Raw genomic sequence first — 23,071 nt, forward strand, 5'->3', positions numbered from 1 at the left:
TTGGCTTGTCTCTGTGAGCCAACTCCAGTAAAACACCACCATAACGACTAGTTAACAATCCATGTTCATGCGTTTTTGCACGCGGCCTCCACAACACCAAAGGGGATAGAACTCGCCCCTTGTTCTCGGCCGCAATTCGCGACGCTGCGCGGACAATCCCTAATCAAGGCCCTCAACTACCAATGAACAACACGGAACAACAATTCCTCAAAGCCCTCGACGACAAACTCTGGAAAGCCGCCGATAAACTCCGCGCCAACCTAGACGCTGCCAACTACAAGCACGTAGTGCTGGGGCTTATCTTTCTGAAGTACGTGTCCGATGCCTTCGAAGAACGTCAGGAAGAGCTGTTGGCGCGGTTCAAGGACGAAAACGAGGATCTTTATTACCTTCCGCCAGAAGACTATGACACCGACGAAGAGTACCAACAGGCGCTGATAGAAGAACTGGAAGTACTGGATTACTACCGCGAAGCCAATGTGTTCTGGGTACCCAAGCCCGCCCGCTGGAGCACCCTGAAAGAAAAAGCGGTCTTGCCCGTTGGTACTGTACTCTGGCAGGACGATGCCGGTAATGATGTGAAGTTGCGCTCAGTCTCCTGGCTGATCGACAACGCCCTGGAAGAGATCGAGAAGAGCAACACCAAGTTAAAAGGCATCCTCAACCGCATCAGCCAGTATCAGCTAGAGAACGACAAGCTGTTGGGCCTGATCAACACCTTCTCCGACACCTCCTTCACCAAGCCGGTATTCAACGGCGAGAAGCTGAGCCTGCACAGCAAAGACATCCTCGGCCATGTATACGAATACTTTCTGGGCCAGTTCGCGCTGGCTGAAGGCAAGCAGGGTGGCCAGTACTACACCCCCAAGAGCATCGTTACCCTGATCGTGGAAATGCTCGAACCCTACTCCGGCCGCGTCTATGACCCCGCTATGGGCTCCGGTGGCTTCTTTGTTTCCAGCGACAAGTTCATCGAAGAGCACGCCAAAGAGCAGCTCTACGACGCCAGCGAACAGAAAAAACACATCTCCGTGTACGGTCAAGAGTCCAATCCCACCACCTGGAAGCTGGCCGCCATGAACATGGCCATTCGGGGCATCGACTTTAACTTCGGCAAAAAGAATGGCGATACCTTCCTCAACGACCAGCATCCTGACTTGCGCGCGGACTTCGTCATGGCCAACCCGCCGTTCAACATGAAGGACTGGTGGAGCGAGTCCTTGGCCGAAGACAGCCGCTGGAAATACGGCACCCCGCCAAAAGGCAACGCCAACTTTGCGTGGATGCAACACATGATCCACCACTTGGCACCTACGGGCAGCATGGCCCTGCTGCTGGCCAACGGTTCCATGAGCTCCAACACCAACAACGAAGGCGAAATCCGCAAGCGGCTAGTGGAAGAAGACCTCGTGGAATGCCTGGTCGCCCTGCCCGGCCAGCTGTTCACCAATACCCAGATTCCGGCGTGCATTTGGTTCCTAACCCGAGACAAAACCAACGGAATGGTGCGCAACGAGAAAAAGCGAGACCGGCGAAAAGAATTCTTGTTCATCGATGCCCGCAATCTGGGCTTCATGCGGGATCGGGTGCTACGGGACTTCACAAATGAAGACATCGCCAAGATCGCCGACACACACCATGCCTGGCAGCGCGGTGAGGGTTACGAGGATATCGCCGGATTCTGCAAATCCGCCAGCCTGGACGAGATCAAGAAGCATGACTTTGTGCTGACGCCGGGACGCTATGTGGGTGCTCAGGAGCAGGAAGGCGATGGCGAGCCCTTTGCCGAGAAGATGGCGAGATTGACCGGGCAGTTACGGGAACATTTCACTGAGAGTGGGCGACTGGAGGCTGAGATCAAGCAGAATCTTAAGGGGCTGGGATATGAGCTCTGATTGGCCTTTGGTTCAACTGGTTGACCTAATATCCATTAAACACGGGTTCGCTTTCAAAGGTGAATTTTTCAGCGATACGTCAACGGATACTGTATTGGTAACACCTGGGAACTTCGCCATAGGCGGAGGCTTCAAAGCTGACAAATTGAAATTCTACAGCGGCCCGGTTCCTGCGGGGTACAAGCTGAAAGCCGATGATTTGATAGTAACCATGACTGACCTCAGTAAGCAGGCTGATACCCTCGGGTACTCGGCACTGGTTCCGGAACATTCGGGTCGGCTCTATCTCCATAATCAACGTATCGGGCTTGTCGAGATCAAAAGTCAGGAGCTTGATAAGCTCTATCTGTATTTCTTGATGCGTTCTCGCGAATACCGCCACCACGTGGTAAGTTCCGCCACCGGATCGACTGTTAAGCACACATCCCCAAGCAAAATAATGTCCTTTGAGTTTCGTCTGCCACCTCTAGAAACTCAGAAAAACATAGGTCGGGCATTAAAACTTTTGGAAGAAAGGGCTGAAATCAGTCACAAAATCAACCTCACCCTCGAACAGATGGCTCAAGCCATCTTCAAAAGCTGGTTTGTCGATTTCGAGCCGGTCAAAGCCAAGATCGCCGCACTGGAAGCCGGTGGCAGCGAGGAAGACGCCCTGCTCGCCGCCATGCAGGCCGTATCCAGCAAGGAAGAAGCCCAGCTAACCCGCATGAAGACCGACCAGCCCGAGCAATACACAGAACTCCGTGCCACCGCCGAGCTGTTCCCGTCGGCCATGCAGGATAGTGAGTTGGGGGAAGTCCCCGAGGGTTGGAATCCAGGAACTCTTCATGACGTGGCGAAGTTTCCGAACGAACGAATTTCAACGGAACATCTGGGGCCGGATTCTTACGTGTCGACGGAAAACATGCTAGAAAATAAGCGGGGAATCAGTACCGCATCTTCACTGCCCTCCTCGACCTCAGTTCCTGCCTTCGAGCCCGGACAAATCTTGATTTCAAATATTAGGCCCTACTTTAAGAAAATCTGGCTTGCAAATATTCAGGGTGGTCGCTCACCCGATGTCCTTGGCTTCAAGTGCAAGCACGACCACACAACCGAGTTTCTCTTTAACCTTCTCTATCAAGACCAGTTTTTCGATTACATGATGCTCACATCGAAAGGGGCGAAGATGCCCCGTGGCGATAAGAAAGCGATCATGCAGTTTGTCTGTACGCTTCCCCCCATCAAACTAATGCAGCGCTTCTCCGATCGAATCAAGCCGTTCTATACCTTATCCAACTCGAACAACACCGAGTCAAAGCTGCTTGAGGCAACACGCGAGGCACTTTTACCCAAGCTCCTTTCCGGCGAGCTCTCCATACCAGAAGCGAAGACATGTATGCCCCCCGCATTGGCACCAGCTCGGGAGGAAAATTGATGGAGCTTTGGCTAACTCGTGCTGGCTCACATGGTGAGTTCGAGCAAAAGTTCCTGGACGAAAGACGCATCTACCTGACCTGGGATGGATTGAATGCGAACCTGGCCGCTTTGGACAGTCGGGAGTCCCTGCTTGAGCACCTGGAAGAAGCTTACCCGGATGAAAAGCTGAAGCGGCTCCAGAACCACAGCAGCCAGATCTGGGCATTTACCAAATCCATGCAAAATGGGGATTGGGTCGTACTACCATCGAAGAAGCAGCCCGTCGTCTACGTCGGGCGAATCACTGGTGATTACATCCACAACCCCGAAAGCCCGGACCCATTCTTTCATTGGCGCACAGTCGATTGGTTCGGTTTGGAGATTCCTCGATCCCACTTCGGCCAGGATCTGCTCTATAGCTTCGGGGCGTTCATGACCATTTGCCGTATCCGCCGCAACAACGCGCTGCAGCGCCTGCAGGCCATGTACGAAAACGGGTGGAAAGCTGAAAGCACTAAATCCCTTGTGAAGCACACAGGCAACGCTGTAAGCGGGCAAGCAGACGATATATCCGACGACGACAGCGTCGAGTTCAACCTTGCCGACCTGGCGAAACAACAGGTCGTCGCTCTGATCGAGCAAAAATTTAAGGGCCATGAACTCACTCGCCTGGTGGCGTCGATCTTGAAAGCACAGGGCTATACGGTCTGGCAAAGCCCAGAAGGGGCCGACGGTGGCGCCGACATTCTGGCATCCAACGGCATGATGGGGTTCGGCAGCCAAACCATTTGCGTCGAGGTGAAGTCCGGCACAGGCACAGTGGATCGCCCAACCGTGGACAAGCTTTTAGGGGCCATGTCCAAGTTCAACGCAGACCACGGCCTATTCGTCGCCTGGGGAGGCTTCAAGCAAAACGTACAGAAGGATATGGCCAGCAGCTTCTTCCGCCTACGGTTGTGGTCACAGGACGATTTGTTGAACGAACTTTTCGCGGTTTATGACAAGCTGGAAGACGAACTGAAAGCCCAACTGCCGCTTAAACGGGTTTGGACGGTAGTTGCATCTGAGGACTGATGCTTTTCTCAAAATGAGATTTGCCTGAGTCGCAGGTAGCTGGAGCGGTATAGGAACGGACTGATGACGGAAGACCAACTAGAACAACAATGCCTGGAATGGTTCGCTGAAGGTGGCTGGGAAGTCGCGCACGGACCTGATCTGGCTCCTGATGGCGAGGCGCCAGAACGCGCCGATTACAAACAAGTCCTGCTTCTGTCGGACCTTGAGGCAGCAATTCGCCGCATCAACCCTCACCTGCCGCAAAGTGCCGTGGAACAGGCTGTAGCCGTCGCCAAAAAACCGGAAAGCTTGGATACCGTCGTCAGCAACCGATCGTTTCACCGCCTTCTACTAGACGGCGTGCCGGTCAGCTACAAGAACGAAGACAAGGAGATTCATGATCAGGCGTTTCTACTGGATTTCGGCGATCTGACCGCTAACCGCTTTCGGGCCATCAATCAGTTCACCATTGAAGGTTCGAAGCAACTACGTCGTCCGGACATTGTGTGCTTCATCAATGGAATTCCGTTAGCAGTTTTAGAGCTGAAAAGCCCTAGCTCGGACAGTGCAGACTTCTGGGATGCCTACCACCAGATTCAAACTTACAAGGATGAGGTCAGCGACCTCTTCGCCTTCAACGAAGCCGCGATCATCAGTGATGGATGGACCGCCCGCGTGGGTTCTCTCACAGCAAGCCAGGAGCGATACATGCCCTGGCGCACCATCAAGGACGAAGACGATAAGCCCTTGATGGAGCGGCAGCTGGAAACCATGGTTCGGGGCTTCTTCGGCCGGGAATTGTTTCTGGATTACATCCGCCACTTCGTTATTTTCGAATCAGACTCAGACAAACTCATCAAGAAAATCGCCGGTTATCACCAATTCCATGCGGTGCGAGAAGCAGTAAAAGCAACGATCATTGCCGCTCAACCTTCGACCGGGGGAAGCTCTGGCGAAACGACAACCACCAACGCCGACGGCGTGCTCCCCGGCAGCAAAAAAGCGGGGGTGGTTTGGCACACTCAAGGCTCCGGCAAGAGTATTTCCATGTGCTGCTACGCAGGCAAACTGCTGCAACAGCCGGAGATGAATAACCCGACCCTGATTGTGGTCACCGACCGAAATGATCTCGATGGCCAACTCTTCGCCACGTTCAGCGCAGCCCGAGAACTTCTAAAGCAGGAGCCGGTGCAGGCCGACGACCGCGATGCTCTGCGCCGTCTTCTGGCCGAGAGAGAATCAGGCGGGATCATTTTTACCACGGTTCAGAAGTTTGCCCTGCTGGACGATGAATCCAGTCACCCCGTGCTGAACGACCGTCACAACATCGTGGTGATATCAGACGAAGCTCACCGCAGCCAATACGGCCTGAAAGCCACCCTGAAAAAGGATGGCAAGTTTAAGTACGGTTATGCCCGCCACATGCGCGACGCGCTGCCCAATGCCTCATTCATTGGCTTCACTGGAACCCCCATCGAAAGTGAGGACAAAGATACCCGGGCAGTATTCGGCGACTACGTGTCTATTTACGACATCCAGGATGCGATGGAGGATGGCGCAACCGTACCCATTTACTATGAGTCCCGTCTCGCCAAGCTAGACATCAATCGTGATGCTATCGATGAACTTTCCGATCAAGTAGATGAGGTCGTTGAGGACGAAGAGGACGTTGGCGCGCGAGAAAGAACCAAAGGCGAATGGAGCCGACTGGAGAAGTTGGTCGGGTCCGGCCCTCGTCTACAACAAATCGCAGAAGATCTTGTCACCCACTTCGAAGCACGCTCCAGCGTGATTGATGGCAAGGCCATGATTGTCGCCATGAGCCGGGAGATCGCCGTTCACCTATACAACGAGATCGTTCAGCTGCGGCCAGACTGGCATGACGACGATCCAGAAAAAGGTGCCATCAAGATTGTGATGACGGGCTCAGCATCCGACAAAGCGCTGCTGCAACCGCACATCCACAACAAGCAGACAAAGAAGCGGCTGGAGAAGCGATTTAAGGACACCAACGACCCGCTCAAACTGGTGATTGTCCGGGATATGTGGCTCACCGGTTTCGATGCCCCGTGCTGCCATACCATGTACGTGGATAAGCCGATGAAGGGCCACAACCTGATGCAGGCCATCGCTCGGGTGAACCGAGTCTTTAAGGACAAGCCTGGCGGTCTGGTTGTGGATTACATCGGGATCGCCAACGAGCTTAAGCAAGCCCTGAAAACTTACACCGACGCAAAGGGCAAAGGTGAGCCAACACACAGTGCCGAAGAAGCCTATGCCATCCTACTGGAAAAGCTGGACATCATTCACGGTATGTTCGCTCCCGGCCCTAAAGGCAGGGGCTTCGATTACAGCGGATTTGAGGTCGACCCCTTCAAACTGCTTGTACCCACCGCCAACTACATCCTCAGCCTGGAGGACGGCAAGAAGCGCTTCTTGGATACCGTCCTGGCCATGAGCAAGGCATTCTCACTGTGTGCCACCCTGGATGAGGCCCAGCCACTTCAGAAAGAAGTCGCCTTCCTCGCGCAGGTGAAGACAGCTATTACCAAGTTCACCAGCGTGGACAAAAAACTGACCGAAGAGGAAAAGAACTCCGCACTCAAGCAGATTCTGGACAACGCCGTAATTGCGGATGGCGTAACCGATGTCTTCGCCCTCTGCGGCTTGGACAAGCCCAATATCGGATTGCTCTCCGACGAGTTCCTGGAAGACGTTCGGCAAATGCCCTACAAGAACTTTGCGGTAGAGCTGCTTGAGAAGCTGCTTAAGGACGAGATCAAAGCCCGAACGCGCAATAACGTCGTGCAGGAAAAGAAGTACGCAGAGCGGTTACAAGAGACGCTGCGCAAGTACAACAACCGAGGCATCGAGACCGCGCAGGTCATTGAAGAGCTGATCGCCATGGCCAAACAGTTCCAGGCTGAACTGGATCGTGATGCAGGACTCGGCCTGAATCCAGACGAGGTGGCCTTCTACGACGCCCTGGCTAGCAACGAGAGCGCCGTACGCGAACTCGGGGATGAGATCCTGAAGAAAATCGCCGTTGATATCACCGACAAACTGCGCAGATCCACCACCGTGGACTGGCAAGTACGGGAGAGTGTGCGGGCCAAGCTGCGGATTCTGGTACGGCGAACGTTGCAACGATACAAATATCCGCCTGACAAGGCTCCTGAAGCCGTTGAGCTTGTGATGAAGCAGGCAGAGGCGTTATCCAACCACTGGACGCAAAACTAACAGGCGCATAAGTCTATACAGAAGCCAGACGGGAACTTTACTCAATCCATGTTGAAGCCCATATAAAAACATGGTTTAAGTTAGCCTCAAATTTGAATTTCGATAGGACCACCGGTTTCAATGTTTACCAGAATAAAAATCATCCTGACCATCGCATTGGCAGTAACGATAACCAGCGGCTGTACCTTCCACAAAATCAACACAAGCTTCAACGCCGCTGATGCTGGCGCCTATTACTCCTCTGGCTGGATCGTCCAAGAACGTCAGTCTGACCAGTATATCGTCCGCCTTGCCATACTTGATGAGAAGAACCCTTGGTCCGCTGTTACTGGTGACGTTTTTGTTCAAAACCTCACAGACACTCCGGTGACGATAAGCGTTGAGGACATTTCGTTTACTCAAGATGAGAATCCAATCGGCTTGCTGTCATACAAACAGTTAAAAAAGAAATATGTCAGCCAAGCACAATCCCGCAGAACCGCAGTCGCCTTAGGCGCGATGGCTCAAAGCCTCAGCGCCTCCCAGCCGCAAACTACGACGACCTATGGTTCTGGCACTGCCTACGGCACTGGTGGTTCAGCGTCCTATTACGGATCGACGCAGTCATACTCATACAACCCAGCAGCCTCAGCAGCCGCTAACGCGCAAATTCAGGCTAATGCCCAAGCAGGAATCAACAACATCGAATCAGACCTGCAAAAAAGCCTGAATTCGCTGGATGGCTACCTTCAAAAAACAACCATATTCCCAGACCAGGCATACGGGGGCATGTTTAAATCAGAGATGACTCGTTTCGACCAGAGACCCGAGTCCTTCTACACATTCGCAGTTAACGTCGGGACAGAACGGTTCACTTTCCAGTTCGTGGAAAAAACAGTCATCACTACACAAGAAAGAAAACTGTTTTAAAGGCTTATCCACTGACTGACAGACCAGAGAGAATCTCTTCTACGGGGGTATTATTGGGGGTATCAACCTCAGACAAAAAAACGAAACACCATATCATTCAATACTATAAGGCCATTATTCAGTGGGCGCCGTCTCCACCAAACGCCAAAAAGCCCCCGACTTCGGGGGCTTTTTTCGTTACTGAGGACAGCGATCTGATGGCATCGCGCTTAACAGCAACTCGAATCACCCTGGAATCTCTTGAAACTCTCGCGAATCCTCAGCAACCAGAATGGCGTCAGTCGACAGCAGGCCATACGGACCATCGCCGCCGGGCAGGTTCATGTGGACGGCGAGGTCTGCACCGATGCGGCCAGGGAGGTGTCACGTTTCGAGAGTGTGGTTGTCGGTGATCAAGAGATACAGCGTGCGGTTGCCGCCCACTACCTGATGCTGAACAAACCTGCCGGATACCTCAGTGCCACAAAGGACGAAATACATCCAACGGTGATGGAACTGGTACCTGAGGAGCTACGCCCCCACCTTCACATTGCGGGGCGCCTGGACCGGGCCTCTACCGGCCTGCTGATTATGACCAACGACGGCAACTGGTCGCGACGGCTAACTGAGCCCGCCGTCAAGATCCCCAAGGTCTACCGGGTAAAAACCCTCCAGCCCATTAGCAAGGAAACAGAGCAACGGTTTGCGGAGGGCATATGGTTTGCCTGGGAAGGACTCACAACCTCGCCCGCGGCAATAGAACAGCTAGCCCCCTGCGAGGCGCGCGTGACCATCTTTGAAGGACGCTACCATCAGGTGAAGCGAATGTTCCATGCCGTTGGCAACCAGGTCACCAGCCTGCACCGCGAACGCATTGGCGGTATCACCCTGCCAGCCCAACTGCCCCAGGGCGCCTACCAGAGCCTGACGCCAACCCAGGTAGCGTCAGTACGGCGCCATTAATTCCGCAAACACTCCCAGATTCGGCCGCTACCATTCACCCGATGTGTGAGCACCCCATCTACCTCTCCGTGATTAGATAAGCCATCACAAAGCCATGCTCATTCCCCACAAATATCGGTTTTTTCGACTAACAGAAGCCCGCTCGATGTAGATAGGATTGGAATTATTCGTACCCTATTCAGGAAACATAATCCATGAGAACTCTGCTTCTGACGTTTATTGCTCTCACCCTTTCCACCCCATTCGCACTGGCGCGGGATGCAAAACCGCTACGAGTTGGAATGGACGTTCCCTACGCACCTTTTGGCGTGCGCGGTCCAGACGGTGTGCTAACAGGATTTGAAGTCGATCTGGGCAATGCCATGTGCCAGGAAGTCACTGGCCAGGACTGCGAGTGGGTAGTACAGGCATGGGACGGCATCATTCCGGGACTGCTTGCTCGAAAGTACGACCTTATTATTTCTTCCATGACCATCACCGCAGAGCGTCGCAACGCGGTGCTGTTCTCTGAGCCCTACTACGCCACCCCCTCAGCGTTCTTCACCCGGGCTTCGTCGGAGTTTGATCTAAGCAATACCAGCAACACTCGTATCGGCGTTCAGCGCGGAACCAACCAGGAACGCTTTGTGGCGGAAATTCTTCCGGACGCAGAAGTTGTTCGCTACACCACGACAGACGACATGTACCTCGATCTGATTGGCGAGCGCCTCGACGCCGTTATGCTCGACGCTCCTGTCGGTATTCAATGGGCTGAGGACGACACCAAGGTCGTGCAGAGCGGCGACTTCATCAAGGAACCGGCACGGATTTTTGGTGAGGGTGTGGGCGTGGCCATGCGCAAGCGCGACAGAAAGCTAGCGGAACAGGTTAACGCTGCTCTCGACAAGCTGAAGAACAACGGTGTCTACGACGAGCTGATGGCGAAGTATTTTAGCTTCGATATCAAACTCTGACGTCGCTTTCTCCGCCAAACACGAAAAAGCCCCCGGTCTCGGGGGCTTTTTTATTGCCTTTACTCGGCAAGACCAACTTACCTCCTGCCTTGCTGAGGCCTCTGAACTTACTTGTTCATAATATGCGCCCGAATCCGCGCCGAGATGGCCTCGGAGAAGATCACGGTGAGCAAGATGGCCAGGATGATGAGAGACACCTGCGGCCAGGCCAAGGTGTTGAGGGAGGAAGAAAGCTGAAGGCCGATACCGCCCGCACCCACCAGGCCCAGTACGGTGGAGTGACGAATATTCACATCCCACCGGAACACGGCCACCCCAACGAAAATCGCTTTCACCTGAGGCCACACCGCATAAGCCATCACCTGCAAGGGCGAGGCGCCCGTTGCCCTGATAGCCTCTACTGGCGTGGTGTCGATTTCTTCAATGGCTTCATAGATCAACTTTGCAAAGAAACCAATGGAACGAAGCGAGATGGCAACCACACCTGCCAGCACACCAGGCCCCAGAATGGCGACCGTCAGCAGAGCCCAGATCAGGGAATTGATCGAACGGGATGCAACGATGAACACCATGCATATCGGGCGAATGATGTAACGCGATGGGGTGGTGTTATTGGCCGTCAGGAAGGCCATGGGAACACCAAACAGGATCGCGATCCCGGTGCCGATGGTGGCGATATTGAAGGTATCCCACAGCGGCTCCCAGAGTTCGTTGATGTATTCCCAGCGCGGCGGCATCGCCCGCGTGAATATATCCTCGGCAATACGCGGCGCATCGAACACGAAGAACCAGGTGGTGGCCTCCGAGATGATCTGCCAGCAGAGTACAAACAGTACCAGCCCGGCCAGCCAGCCCGACCAGATCATCAGGCTGGTTTTCAGGTCATGGCGCTGCCATTTCTTAGTGTCATCACTTAAAAACTTTACCGCCATGTTTACTGCACCTTAACTCGTAGCCAACTGGAGGTGTATTCCGCCATCAAGACCAGCGCGATGATGATCAGGATGATGGCCGCCGCCGTGTCGAACTCGTAGCGGTCAAACGCGGTATTCAGGGTTGCCCCGATACCACCGGCCCCGACAATGCCCAGTACGGCCGATTCCCGGAAGTTGATATCCAGCCGGTACATCGACAGTCCGATGAATCTTGGAAAAACCTGCGGATGGATGCCGTACAACACCCACTGCGACCAGCTTGCGCCGGTCGCGCGAATGGCTTCCGACTGGGACTTACTGACATCCTCTATTCTTTCCGCCAGCAACTTGGCGAAGAAGCCGATCGTCGCGAACGCGAGAGTCAGGAAACCGGCAAACGGCCCGAAGCCAAAAATGGCCACCATCAGAATGGCAACAATGATTTCCTGCAAGGCCCGCGAGAGCGCAATGATGCCACGGCAAACCAGATAAACCGGCGTTGGAGCCAGGTTCTTTGCTGCGCCCAGGCCAATGGGAACGGAGATCAGAATGCCCACCACCGTTGAGGCAAAAGCCATCACCAGGCTTTCATAAATGCCCTCGTAGATATCATTCCAGCGAGTCGTAAAATCCGGCGACGAGAACGACAGAATGAACTCCTTGGCTCTGGGTAGACCATCGATCACCCGCGCCCAGTTCACTTCCATGCTGCCAAGAGACAACACCACATAGAGCGGCACACCGACCCAGACCAGCGCCCGAAGCCAGGTGCGCTTGATCATCGGTGGGCGACGCCACCTTTTCAATTGAACGGTATCAGTCATTCCTTCTCCACCGCGTACGCTTCTGGGGTCTCTGCTTCGGATGCGCCTTCGTCGCCATCTTTCCGGACGGTGGCGGACCAGTCTTCTTCACCGTAGATTTCGGTAAGCACTTCCGGTGTCAGGCCTTCGGGCGGTCCGTCATAGGCCACCTGCCCTGCTTTCAGGCCAATCACCCGTTCCACAAACTGCTGGGCCAGGGCCACGTCGTGAATGTTGATGATGGCAGCAAGGTTGCGCTCGTGACACAGATCCTGAATCAGGCGCATCACCTGGCGGGCGGTTTTCGGATCGAGAGACGCGGTGGGTTCGTCCACCAACAACAGACTGGGGTTCTGGATCAGGGCACGGGCGATACCGACTCGCTGGCGCTGGCCGCCAGACAGGGCATCGGCTCGCTTATCTTCGTAGCCGGGCAAGCCTACTTTCTCCAGCAAACCGAACGCATCGTTCTCGGCTTCCGGACCAAACTTACGGAACAGGCTCCGCCAGAACCCGACATAACCCAGTCGACCGGACAGGATGTTTTCCATCACAGTCAGGCGTTCCACCAGGGCGTAATCCTGGAAAATCATGCCCATCTGGCGGCGCACCTGGCGCAGCTTTCGTGTGGGCATCGCGGTGATGTTCTTCCCGTTTAAACTGGCGGTGCCGGAGGTGGGGTCCACCAAACGGTTGATACAGCGGATCAGGGTCGATTTGCCGGCGCCGGATGGTCCAATCAGCGCGACGACCTGCCCTTTCTCAATGGTGAAACTGACGTCCTTCAGGGCGTAATCACCAGACGTATAGGCTTTGGACAACTTCTCAAGTTCGAGCACGAATTCATTCCCTAACAAACAGGCTTAACAGTGGAAAAACCGGGCAGCGGAACATCCGCTGCCCGTCGACCTCTTGGTAGCTCTTTATTTTTAAGAGCAGGAGTAGGAAACGTCGTTCGCGGCGTCGATCTTGCGAATCACATCCCAGTGTTCCTTGTAGGTAATGGGAACAAACTGAGCTTCGCCGTTACGGGAGAACTCCTCTTCCAACGTGGTGCCTTCCCAGGGGAAGTTGAGGAATGCCTGCTGGATTTTCTCCTGCAGTTCCGGCTTCAGGTTATGTGCCACGCCATAGCTGGTGGTCGGGAAGGTCTGGGATTTGTAGATAGACACAATCTGGTCCTGAGTGACCACATCGCGGGACAGCATCCGGCCCAGCACGGAGTTGGCAACAGCCGCGGCCGGGTAATCCTGGTTGGCAACACCCAGAATGGAGTTATCGTGCTTGCCAGAGTAAACCGGCTCAAAATCCCGCTCAGGCATCATATTGTAATCAGCCTTCAGAATGGCAGACGGAGCCTTGAATCCAGAGTTGGAGGTTGGTGAGGTAAAGGCCATTTTTTTGCCTTTGATGTCCTCAATGGATTCGATTCCTGAGCCCGGATAGGTCAGGATTTCCATTTCATAGCCATAGCTGCCATCGTCACCGGCCATCATGGTGAACGGACGATAACCTGCACAGTTAACGGCCAAAGGGTTAGAACCGGTGTTAAAGCCCGCAATGTGAAGGCGGCCAGAGCGCATGGCTTCGATTTCAGCCGCGTTGGACTGTACCGGGAAGAACACGACTTCCTTGCCGGTTTGCTCTTCCAGATAGGTCAGGAAGTCCGCCCAGGCTTCTTTATACACGGCCGGATCTTCAACCGGGGTGTAGGCAAAAATCAGGGTTTCCGGATCCAGCCACTGGCTGGAGTCAGCAGGGATATCCGCAATCAGGTCGTTGTCCGCGTCACAGTAGCGCGCATCCAATGTACCCTGGTTGGAGCAAGCGGCGCTTGCTGCTGTGCTGAACGTCGCCGTGATCCCGGCAAGTGCTATGGCTTTGGCAATTGTTTTTATTTTGCTCATCGCGTGTTCCTTATCATTCCGTTGTTTGTTGTCGTTATATCGATGGCAGGATGTAGTCCGGTACGATCTCCGATTTAGAAATGTAGGTAGCCACATCTTGCCCGGCATAACTGCCATGATCCGTCACCAGGGCAGTTTTAATTCCGGAGGCCTGTCCCCCGAGAATATCCGTATGCAGGGTATCCCCCAGCATAAGAATTCGATCCAACGGCAAAAGCGCGTTGTTTTTCCTTATCCTTTCGATGGCATAACTGAAGGTGTTTCCAAAGGGTTTGCCAAAGAATTCCACCGGACATTGGGTCTGGTCCAGCAGCTCATGGGCGTAATATCCCGGTTCCAGGGAAAAACGGCCCTCTCTCGGGGCTACAAGATCAGGATTCCCCACATACACCGGCTTTGGATTTTGCTTGAGATGGGCGAGCAATTCGGCCTGAGCTGCATCACTCCATTGCGCCGCACTTAAGAAGATATAGCCATCCGCTTGCAGGAACGGTTCGTTGCTGGACACGGCTTCCGCATCGCCCTCGCCGGAAATGGATTCGTACTGAAGATTTTTGGGGAAGTCCGCTAGGTTACAGACGTTGATCACTCCCCACGAATTAATATCAGAGCCGGAAAAGATATCGGCGGCAACCAGGGAGTGAATCATCACTTCCCGACTGCTGATGATGTTCCCCGCCTCAACCTCAAAGCCAAGACGGCGAAACTTGGCCACCAGGGAATCTTTCTCGTAGCTGGCCGAGTTGGTCAGGATGTACAGATCCTTCCCCATCGCTTGCAGCGACCGGAATCGGGAAGCGGCGCCCTCAATGGCTTGTTCACCAACGTTCAATACCCCAAAAGCATCAAACAGAAAAGCATCAAACCGGGCTGATATTTCACCCAGATCGTTAACGTGTTCGGGTAACTTTGGCAACGGAGAAGACAGCAGGCCAGAAAGGGGCAGGCGCCAACGAATTTCTTCGTATCGATCGAAAATCGCTTGCGGGGTCATAAATCTACAACAAACCTTTTTTATTTTTTTCAGGCGCTTAGCGCCTTCTATTATTATTTCTAGCCGTCATAAGCACTTGTACAAGTTCGTATGAAGGCCAACGAAAGTCAAGGAAAAATGGTGATTCGGATCACAACCCATATTGGGCTGGGGCACAGTTGCTTAAGGCGCACCCACTGAACTCAGGAGACAACTTAGATCTTTCAAAACTCAATCGACTCCGAGAACAGTTTCCGAGCTCGTTTGTGGGTCACTTTTTGAAGCTTTCTTTGTGTTTGCAGAACACAGCCTTTTGCAGTTCTCCAATGTTTTGTATCCAGAGCTATCTCATCTCGATGCGTTTTCAGATAATCCAGCAACACCGACTGATCGTTGGCCTGCCCCTGCACTTCCGTGACATCCCTGAGTTCTCGCACCCATGTTTTGAGTTCCTTACCCATCACCGGCCTCAGCGCCCGGGAGCAGTAAAACAGGTCTTTCGAACATTTCCGAAACCGATGAAAGTCTTCTATGTCGCCGGATTTACGCGCCCTTTTTTCGGCACGTCGGGCTTTCTTGAGGAGTCGCTGGAGTACTGGGGAGAGTTCTTTCGGGGCGCTGGGCAGGTTCCAGCTGCGGGAAGCCGTTCGTTCTGCCTCCACCTCCTGGGCCAATCTCAGAAAGAAATGTTCATCGCCAAGGTTCTTTCGAGCACGTTTTTTGTATTTGTTCAGAATTCGAGTGACGTTCCTGAACGACCTGGCCTGCAGTTCGGGATTTTCTTCGACCAACAACCGCCAGGTCGTCAGGCGCACATCGGCATCGCGGGTGTCCCCAAGTTTCTTCGCCAGTTTGCGATAGCGAGCACGCCAATCGGCGTACGTGGCCTTGCCAAGCCAGGGCCGAACCAGTCGGAGCAGTGCCCGGATTTCTTTGGTGCGTTTACGGGCTTCATGCACACCGGTTTCCGGATCCCGGGTGGCATGCAGAAGGGACAAAGCAATGTCTTCATGGACGGACTGGATGAGCCGCTTGAGCTGTTTGTTGAAGTTGCCGTCGCGGCTGAGTCGATAGCGCATGCCTCCTCCTGAGGCGTTACATGCCCAGCGTTTTCGCAGCGATGATTGTTCCGCCGACGCGGTTTACAGCGACGACCTTACCGCCGCTGCCAGGTTCCATCGGGCTGGCACACCAGGGGCCCAATGACCGTACCTGTCGGGTAGGACTCGCCGTTGTACATGCAATCCGCTGCAGCCGCGGATGCGAAGAAGAAGCTGGCTAACAGAATCATTGTTTTCATTGGTCACCTCCAGTGCCATGAAAAACCATGGACACGCTTGTTGTGCTGTCATTAACGATTGCCTTGACCTGATACCCCAACGGCACCACGAACATGAGCGCTGATTTGATCTGGCCCGTCTCGTCACCCTCTCCGTAGAGCTTCTCAGCGGTGTTGCTATTTATGGTGATGAGGGGCGACCTTACCTCTTCGCCATCCTGAAAGCAGATAAAGGGATTACGCGCGTACACCGACACCATTCTTTCCGCCATATCCTTGTTGGCTAACACCAGATCGTGGCCGATGTACTTGTGTTTACCGGGCGAGCAGACAGAGGCATGGTTATCGGAAAGTCGTGAAGGTGGCACCACTGCGATCTCCACCGGCTGGCCGATCTGCCTGAATATTCCTTCCTGATTCACCGCCGCATCCCTGAGACGAACAGCGGCCGGCGATTCCGGATTTAGTTTGATGATTTCGAGGGCAGCACTGAGGGTATGGATGTTCCGATAGGTATGGAACTGATGATCAAAGGGGCCAGCGCCATCCACCAGCAGCCCGATGATTTCCTCAGACACTTGGTCCTGCGGGGAAAGGCGACGCAGGTAGTCGACAAACTCGATGCTTTTGACGTTGTAGAGGTCGTAGTTTTCCCGGAGGGTCGCCCGCACGATGGCAGCCCGTTTTTCATCCTCCATCACTTTATCGATGAGGGTGGTCAGCTCATATTCCTGCTCGCTGAAATCCAGCTCAAACGCGTTACCACCTTTGGTGGTGACTTTCAGGCTGCCCGGCACCTGCTGGTTTACAACCATGTAGACAAAGAACGCGGCGAATAACAGAAACGCCACAACGATAATGCTGGTATTGAGTTTTATACCTTCACTCATGAGTCCTCCCCTTGCTGCGTCTGGCCAGGTGAAACTGGAGGAACTCCCCAACAACAAGAGCGACGCAGGCCTTTGGCCATTGCTCTATGGAAGGAATCGGGCGAGGTAAAGGTAGGACGGCTGACCGACACCCGCTCGCCGCCAAGTTGCAGTCTTGCTATGTGAATCCTTCGGTTAATTTAGATCATCCTGAGAGGATCACAAGTTGGCAGGGCCCGCAACGGTGGCGTCTTTCCAGCGATCAAGTAGGGTTTTCAGCACGGGAATATCAAAATGCCGCTTGGTGGTGATGGCATAGAAGTTTTCCATCACTCCCTCAAGTACCGCGTATTTCTGTAAGGTTCCGTTCTTTAGTTCGTCCTGAACCACCACCTCGGGAACCACAGCGACACCTCCGGAATCCCGCGCCAGCAGACGAAGCATGGCCATGTCATCCACCTCGGCATAGGGTTCTATCTCAACGCCAAGCTGCTGACACAACATGTCGAACTGGCTGCGGATATTGCTGCTGGGGCCAGGCACCAGCAGGTTCACTTTGGGCAAATCCTCCGGGAATCGAAAATGCTCGCCTTCTTTACCCGCCGGGCCGACCAGGCAGACATTACGCTGGGCAATACGCTGGCAGCGCCAGGGAGTGACCGAATCGGTGGCGACTGGGCGGTTAGAGAGGATCAGATCCAGCTTGTGCACCTTCAGCTGTTCCAGAAGCTCCTCCTGGCTGGCCGAATGAATGACCAGTTTGATCTGCGCCTCACCCACCACCGGGCGCAGGAAGTTTTCCTGAAAGTTCCGGGACAATGTGGCCACAGCGCCAATGCGCAGGCGCTGGACTCGCTCGAGCTTTCCGCTTTCCACCGTAGCCAGCATTTCGCCACCCAGGTTGAAGATAGTGTCTGCATAGGCGAGCACCAGATGACCCGTTTCGGTCAGGCGCAGCGTTCGGCCATCCCGGATGAACAGGTCACGGCCCAGGCGCTGCTCCAGCTTCCGGATCTGGGAGGACAACGCCGATTGGGAAACATGCAGCTGCGTAGCGGCGCGTGTCAGGTTTCCCTCTCTGGCGACCATCCGGAAGTAATACAGATGATGAAAGTTCAGGCTTCTCATTCGTCAGTTCTCTTTTTTAGAACGGTTCATGTATTTATATATATTTTAAAAAACGACGGATAAGCAACAAACTATAGGGAGTTATTTAACAAACCCACCGAGGCACACAGACACCATGGAACACCTTTCGAGCGGTTGGTTGCTCGCCGGCACCTACACAGTTGGATGCTTACTTGCGTTCTTATCCTCTCAAGGCGTCTGGCGCATCGCCCGGAACACCGCCCACCTTGGACTTGCCGGCGCGTTGATCAGCGGTGGCTGGGCGCTGCTGGATTCATCAGGCGACCACGATGCCCTCGGCCTGGTGATGACCGTTCTGGTTGCCTTGCTGGGCTGGGTAATCACCCGGTTTTCTTACCGCTACCTTCACGGTGAGCCTCGCCAGCCCCTGTTCGTGCGAGCGCTGTTGTTTACCCTGTCGTGTGTGGGGGTGTTGGTTACCAGTAACCATCTGGCGGTGGTCGCTCTTGCCTGGTGCGGTACCAGTGTGGGCCTGCATTATCTGCTCACTTTTTACCGGGAGCGCAAGGCCGCGCAAATCGTTGCCCACAAGAAGTTCATTGTCAGCCGACTGGCGGACCTGTCACTGCTGGTCGCACTGGGGCTTATTTACCACAGCACCGGCACGCTCACGCTTGATGGTCTGAATGCCCAAGTAGCCTCCATGCAGACCCTGCCGGCAGGGCTGCATGCTGCCGCCGTCCTGTTCGCACTGGCCGCCATTCTCAAGTCCGCCCAGTTGCCCCTGCACGGCTGGCTGATTCAGGTGATGGAAGCTCCAACACCTGTGTCAGCGCTGCTCCACGCGGGTGTAGTAAACATCGGTGGCTTCGTACTGATTCGTCTGACGGATCTCATCATCCTGGCGCCGATGGCACAGGCCATGCTCGTTGTCGTCGGTGGACTGACTGCGCTGCTCGCCGGTCTGGTGGTGATGACCCGTATCAGTATCAAGGTTCGGCTGGCCTGGTCGACCTGTGCCCAGATGGGCTTCATGCTGATGGAAATCGGTCTTGGGCTCTATGAGCTGGCACTGCTGCACCTGCTTGCCCACTCGCTGTACAAGGCCTACGCCTTCCTGAGCTCCGGCGATACGGTGAACGAAGCACGTCGCAAGGATCTGTTCAGCGGGTTGGGGCAAACCTCGTCCCTGCCCTGGCTGCTGGCGGCCCCCCTGATCACAGCCGTGTTGATTGCCAGCACCCTGCTGCTCTGGCAAGTGGCGTTGCCGACCATGCACATACCCATGGCCGCGCTGCTGATCGTTACCTTTGGACTGGCTCCCTTGCTCTGGCTGGAACATGGAAAAGGCACCCCTCACCTGCTGCTGGGCACCTTCCGGGGCGTAGGACTGACCCAGCTTTACATGGTCTGGCACCTGCTGTTTGCCGAACTGGCCCCGGCCTCCTCAGAACCTTCCATCCTGCTCACCACCTGGGTGCTCGCCATGATCGGGGGCCTGTACGTGACCCAGATATGGCTGCGCTGTTTCCCCCGGGGCAAGTTCGCCGAACGGTTTTACCCGTGGGCCTACTGTGGGTTCTATCTGGATGAAAGCTTCACTCGCCTGACGTTCAAGCTGTGGCCGGCGCGCCTGAGCCCGGCGCAGGCTAAAACCTCGGTTAACCGTCATCCTGCACAACTGGGAGCCGTCAAATGAGCGCATCCGTCGTGGCACAAACCAGCATTCAGGCCGAGGTACACGAAGCCATTCAAAGCGCCTGCGACAGCATTGCGCCAACCTGGCCGCTGGACCGGATGATTGCCGTCAATCCGTACTGGCAACACGTGTCTGCCCCCTTCAGTCAGACTGCGGAAACGCTGGACCGGTTGGCCGGATCACCGATGGCGATGTCACTGACTTACTACCGTGAGCGCTGGCAAGCCGGTACGATTGAACGCACCCACCTGGCCCGGGCGATTGAGGAACACTCTGCGTCCGTGAGCGCCGGGCAGTTGATTGCCGCGCTGGATGATCAGGAACGGGAGCCAACACCGGCCCCCTTGCTATGTGATGCCCTGGATCGACAACGGAACCTGCTCCATGAGCCCGCCTGGTGCGACACCATCACCCACCAGATCGCACAGTTTTGCGCGGCCTATTTCGACCGGGAACAAGCCGACTGGCACCCCGATCAAACCGCCGAGCTCTACAGCGCCTGGCGCAAAACCCTGGGCGATGACCACAGTGTCGCCCTGCTGATGAAAGCATCGGACATTCCCCGCAACGCAAGGGAACTGCCCGACGATGCCGAAACCCTGATCCAACAAGCACTGGAGCAACTGGTTCCTGACCCGGAACACTGGCAGCCCTATCTGCAGGCCGTCCTCCTGCGGATCAGTGGTTGGGCCGCCGGATGTGCCTACCGGCGCTGGCAGGCCCGACTGGAAGGCGGCGATGATCAGACCCTGACGGACCTGCTCGCTATTCGCCTGAGCTGGGAAAGCCTTATTGACGACGGCAAACGCCACCCGGGTTCGGTGTTCAATCGCTGGCAAAGCGCCTGGCGCGAGCACTTTCAGGAACAAGATCGCCCCGAGCGAGCCTTGCGACAACTCTGGCAACGGGCCCACGAGATCAGTTATCAGCAATCGTTATTCCAGAGCCTCACAAACCATCGCCCGGCACCGGCTGTGCAGACCTCGCCGGACGTTCAGGCGGTGTTCTGTATCGATGTCCGATCCGAAGTGTTTCGCCGCCACCTGGAAGCGCAATCTGACCACATACAGACGTTTGGCTTTGCCGGCTTCTTTGGGTTACCCATCAGTTACCGCCCCCTGGGCACCGAGGCCCGGCGCCCCCAATTGCCTGGATTGCTGGCACCGGCGCTGGAGATAACCGACTCCTCCGGCGATTCCGCCGCTGATGAACAGATCGTTCACCAGCGTCAGCAGTCGTTGAAAAACCGCCTGAATTGGCGTGCATTCACGTCGGTGCCGGCCTCTGCCTTTACGCTGGTGGAAACCCTCGGGCTTGGCTATGTGGGGAAACTGATCAAGCGCAGTGCGCCGAGGGTGGGCTGCGCCAGAAACAAGGATGGACTGTCGTTGAGTGCTGCCCAGAGCGCCCGTCCGAGTCTGATCACCGCCGTGGGCAGCGATGTGGGCAGCGATGTGGGTGCCCAGGTGGACATCGCCACCCGCGTGCTCAAAGGCATGAACCTGACGGAGGACTTCGCCCCTCTTGTGTTACTGGTAGGCCATGGCAGCCAGACCGAAAACAACCCCCAGCGTGCGGGCCTGGATTGCGGCGCCTGCTGCGGCCAGACCGGCGAGATCAACGCCCGGGCGCTGGCCGGTTTGCTGAACGACACGGAGGTGCGCGGCGCGCTCCGTGGGCAAGGGATCAACATACCTGGCAGTACCTGGTTCATCGCGGCACTGCACAACACCACCACCGATGAAGTGGCGCTGTTCGATACCGACGACGTGCCGGGGGAACTGAATGGCGCTCTGGATACGCTGTCGCAGCAGCTTGGCCAAGCGGGCGAAGGCGCCCGCCGGGAGCGATCGCCGGCGCTTGGCCTGTCACACCTGCGGGAAAAAACCGACAAGCTGAAAAAAGCCATCAAGTTGCGCGCCAGCGACTGGGCACAAACCCGCCCGGAGTGGGGACTGGCAAACAACGCGGCGTTTGTGGTGGCCCCCAGATCCCATACCCGGGGTCTGTCGCTGGATGGTCGCAGTTTCCTGCACGACTACGATCACCGCAACGACCCGGATGGCAAGCTGCTAGAGCAGATCATGACCGCTCCGATGATCGTCACCCATTGGATCAACATGCAATATTACGCATCCACCGTGGACAACCAACGCTTTGGCAGCGGCAACAAAACCCTGCACAACGTGGTTGGGGGCCGACTGGGTGTGTTTGAAGGCAACGGCGGCGATTTACGCATTGGCCTGGCGTGGCAGTCGGTGCACGACGGTGAACGCTTCCGGCACGAACCGTTGCGGCTAACGGTGGTGATTGATGCCCCGAGAGAATCGATCGAGCGGGTTATTGAAAGCCACGAGGTGGTGAGGAACCTCGTGGACAATCAGTGGCTGTACCTGGCGCGCCTGGACGGAGATGCTGTTGAGACTTATCAACCCGGCGACCAGAAACCCTGGCACGCCGCACGTCAGGCCGGCTTGGCGCCCAGCACAGAGGTGTAGCAATTCATGCCGAGGTAACTGAAACGCCGGGTGTCTTTGATACTCAGCCCCTCGGCTTCCATTAATTCCGGATAGTTGTAGATCTCGTGCACCGCGTTATCGGAGGCAAAATAGAAGATGATCGCCGCGGTGTACCAGTAAACCTTTTGCACGCCCCGGGCCAGCAGGTTGCCGCTGGGATAGGAGAAGTCGCCGATGACGAACGTGCCACCGGGCTTCACGCACAGCACCAGGTGACTTAGCAGCTTGCGCATGAACGCCTCATCAAACACGTTGAGGAAGAAATTGGCGACGACCATGTCATAACGCTCGAACTCCTCAAACTTCAGGATGTCAGCGTGTACCACTCGCACCTTGAGGTCATCGGGGTGTTTCTCAAATGCCGCCTGCAATTTCTTGAGCATGGTTTCCGAGATATCCACCACCGTGACATCGGCACCCATTTCGGCGGCGCGGATGGCGTCCTTCCCATGCCCAACACCCGCAATCAGGATCTTGTCGCCCGGCTTCACGTACTCGGGGGTCAGCATCGCCCGCTTGCAGTCGTGGATGGCTTCACCGCCATAGATGCTGCTAAGGAAATCGTAAAGAGGCCCGATGTATTTATATTTGTCGCGCATGACACTTCCCGCTTTGTCCGTTGTCCT

General features: G+C 55.4%; 19 protein-coding genes. 9 read left to right on the plus strand and 10 right to left on the minus strand.

From position 1 onward, the window contains the following. The first annotated feature begins 182 nt into the window (after positions 1-182). The 7 genes from K8I84_RS09725 (at position 183) to K8I84_RS09755 (ending at position 10,393) form a co-directional block, all read left to right on the plus strand. Positions 183-1,895, plus strand: coding sequence for a type I restriction-modification system subunit M (locus tag K8I84_RS09725; protein WP_206644283.1), 1,713 nt, complete (start codon positions 183-185; stop codon positions 1,893-1,895). After that, complete coding sequence (locus K8I84_RS09730; RefSeq protein WP_223794563.1) at positions 1,885-3,312, plus strand: restriction endonuclease subunit S; 1,428 nt, start codon at positions 1,885-1,887, stop codon at positions 3,310-3,312. Before K8I84_RS09725 ends, K8I84_RS09730 begins: the two co-directional genes overlap by 11 nt. Continuing rightward, positions 3,312-4,367: a restriction endonuclease gene (locus tag K8I84_RS09735; RefSeq protein ID WP_223794564.1), complete on the plus strand. Its 1,056-nt coding sequence runs from the start codon at positions 3,312-3,314 to the stop codon at positions 4,365-4,367. The genes K8I84_RS09730 and K8I84_RS09735 overlap by 1 nt, the downstream gene beginning before the upstream one ends. Positions 4,368-4,430: 63 nt before the next feature. Further along, positions 4,431-7,589, plus strand: coding sequence for a type I restriction endonuclease subunit R (locus tag K8I84_RS09740; protein ID WP_223794565.1), 3,159 nt, complete (start codon positions 4,431-4,433; stop codon positions 7,587-7,589). A 120-nt stretch (positions 7,590-7,709) separates the two neighbouring features. Further along, positions 7,710-8,498, plus strand: coding sequence for a hypothetical protein (locus K8I84_RS09745; RefSeq protein WP_223794566.1), 789 nt, complete (start codon positions 7,710-7,712; stop codon positions 8,496-8,498). 240 nt (positions 8,499-8,738) lie between these two features. Continuing rightward, entirely contained in the window at positions 8,739-9,440 is a 702-nt protein-coding gene (locus tag K8I84_RS09750) for a pseudouridine synthase (RefSeq protein WP_223794567.1), read from the plus strand. A gap of 194 nt (positions 9,441-9,634) precedes the next feature. Beyond that, complete coding sequence (locus K8I84_RS09755; RefSeq protein ID WP_223794568.1) at positions 9,635-10,393, plus strand: transporter substrate-binding domain-containing protein; 759 nt, start codon at positions 9,635-9,637, stop codon at positions 10,391-10,393. Between the two features lie 107 nt (positions 10,394-10,500). Here K8I84_RS09755 and phnE (K8I84_RS09760) read toward each other — a convergent pair whose 3' ends face one another. From phnE (K8I84_RS09760) to K8I84_RS09800, 9 genes are all read right to left on the minus strand, one after another. Beyond that, the gene (phnE, locus tag K8I84_RS09760; protein WP_223794569.1) at positions 10,501-11,325 is read right to left on the minus strand and encodes a phosphonate ABC transporter, permease protein PhnE; all 825 of its coding nucleotides are present in this window, start codon (positions 11,323-11,325) and stop codon (positions 10,501-10,503) included. A gap of 2 nt (positions 11,326-11,327) precedes the next feature. Continuing rightward, positions 11,328-12,131 carry a phosphonate ABC transporter, permease protein PhnE gene (phnE, locus tag K8I84_RS09765; protein WP_223794570.1) on the minus strand — a complete coding sequence of 268 codons (804 nt, stop codon included), beginning with the start codon at positions 12,129-12,131 and terminating at the stop codon, positions 11,328-11,330. Further along, entirely contained in the window at positions 12,128-12,949 is an 822-nt protein-coding gene (phnC, locus tag K8I84_RS09770) for a phosphonate ABC transporter ATP-binding protein (RefSeq protein ID WP_223794571.1), read from the minus strand. The genes phnE (K8I84_RS09765) and phnC overlap by 4 nt, the downstream gene beginning before the upstream one ends. 90 nt (positions 12,950-13,039) lie before the next feature. Continuing rightward, the gene (gene phnD / locus K8I84_RS09775; RefSeq protein WP_223794572.1) at positions 13,040-14,017 is read right to left on the minus strand and encodes a phosphate/phosphite/phosphonate ABC transporter substrate-binding protein; all 978 of its coding nucleotides are present in this window, start codon (positions 14,015-14,017) and stop codon (positions 13,040-13,042) included. A gap of 34 nt (positions 14,018-14,051) precedes the next feature. Next, on the minus strand, positions 14,052-15,011 hold the full coding sequence (locus K8I84_RS09780) for an HAD-IIA family hydrolase (protein ID WP_223794573.1): 960 nt from the start codon (positions 15,009-15,011) through the stop codon (positions 14,052-14,054). A gap of 203 nt (positions 15,012-15,214) precedes the next feature. Beyond that, the gene (locus tag K8I84_RS09785) at positions 15,215-16,069 is read right to left on the minus strand and encodes a CHAD domain-containing protein (RefSeq protein ID WP_223794574.1); all 855 of its coding nucleotides are present in this window, start codon (positions 16,067-16,069) and stop codon (positions 15,215-15,217) included. Between the two features lie 77 nt (positions 16,070-16,146). Continuing rightward, entirely contained in the window at positions 16,147-16,290 is a 144-nt protein-coding gene (locus K8I84_RS09790; RefSeq protein WP_223794575.1) for a hypothetical protein, read from the minus strand. Further along, positions 16,287-17,159 carry a hypothetical protein gene (locus K8I84_RS09795; protein WP_223794576.1) on the minus strand — a complete coding sequence of 291 codons (873 nt, stop codon included), beginning with the start codon at positions 17,157-17,159 and terminating at the stop codon, positions 16,287-16,289. The genes K8I84_RS09790 and K8I84_RS09795 overlap by 4 nt, the downstream gene beginning before the upstream one ends. Positions 17,160-17,357: 198 nt before the next feature. Further along, entirely contained in the window at positions 17,358-18,266 is a 909-nt protein-coding gene (locus K8I84_RS09800; protein WP_223794577.1) for a LysR substrate-binding domain-containing protein, read from the minus strand. 115 nt (positions 18,267-18,381) lie between these two features. Here K8I84_RS09800 and K8I84_RS09805 point away from each other — a divergent pair, with 115 nt between their 5' ends. Together K8I84_RS09805 and K8I84_RS09810 are read left to right on the plus strand one after the other, a co-directional pair. Further along, positions 18,382-19,926 (plus strand): NADH-quinone oxidoreductase subunit L, encoded by a 1,545-nt coding sequence (locus K8I84_RS09805; protein ID WP_223794578.1) that lies wholly within the window; start codon positions 18,382-18,384, stop codon positions 19,924-19,926. Beyond that, positions 19,923-22,424, plus strand: a complete 2,502-nt coding sequence (locus tag K8I84_RS09810; RefSeq protein ID WP_223794579.1) for a YbcC family protein — start codon at positions 19,923-19,925, stop codon at positions 22,422-22,424. The genes K8I84_RS09805 and K8I84_RS09810 overlap by 4 nt, the downstream gene beginning before the upstream one ends. Here the strand turns inward: K8I84_RS09810 and K8I84_RS09815 are convergent. Further along, positions 22,391-23,044, minus strand: a complete 654-nt coding sequence (locus K8I84_RS09815) for a class I SAM-dependent methyltransferase (protein ID WP_223794580.1) — start codon at positions 23,042-23,044, stop codon at positions 22,391-22,393. The two genes, K8I84_RS09810 and K8I84_RS09815, sit on opposite strands and share 34 nt — an antisense overlap. Between the last annotated feature and the right edge of the window lie 27 nt (positions 23,045-23,071).

Origin of the sequence: Marinobacter sp. F4216 (genome assembly GCF_019931195.1) — a bacterium.
GTDB lineage: Bacteria > Pseudomonadota > Gammaproteobacteria > Pseudomonadales > Oleiphilaceae > Marinobacter > Marinobacter suaedae.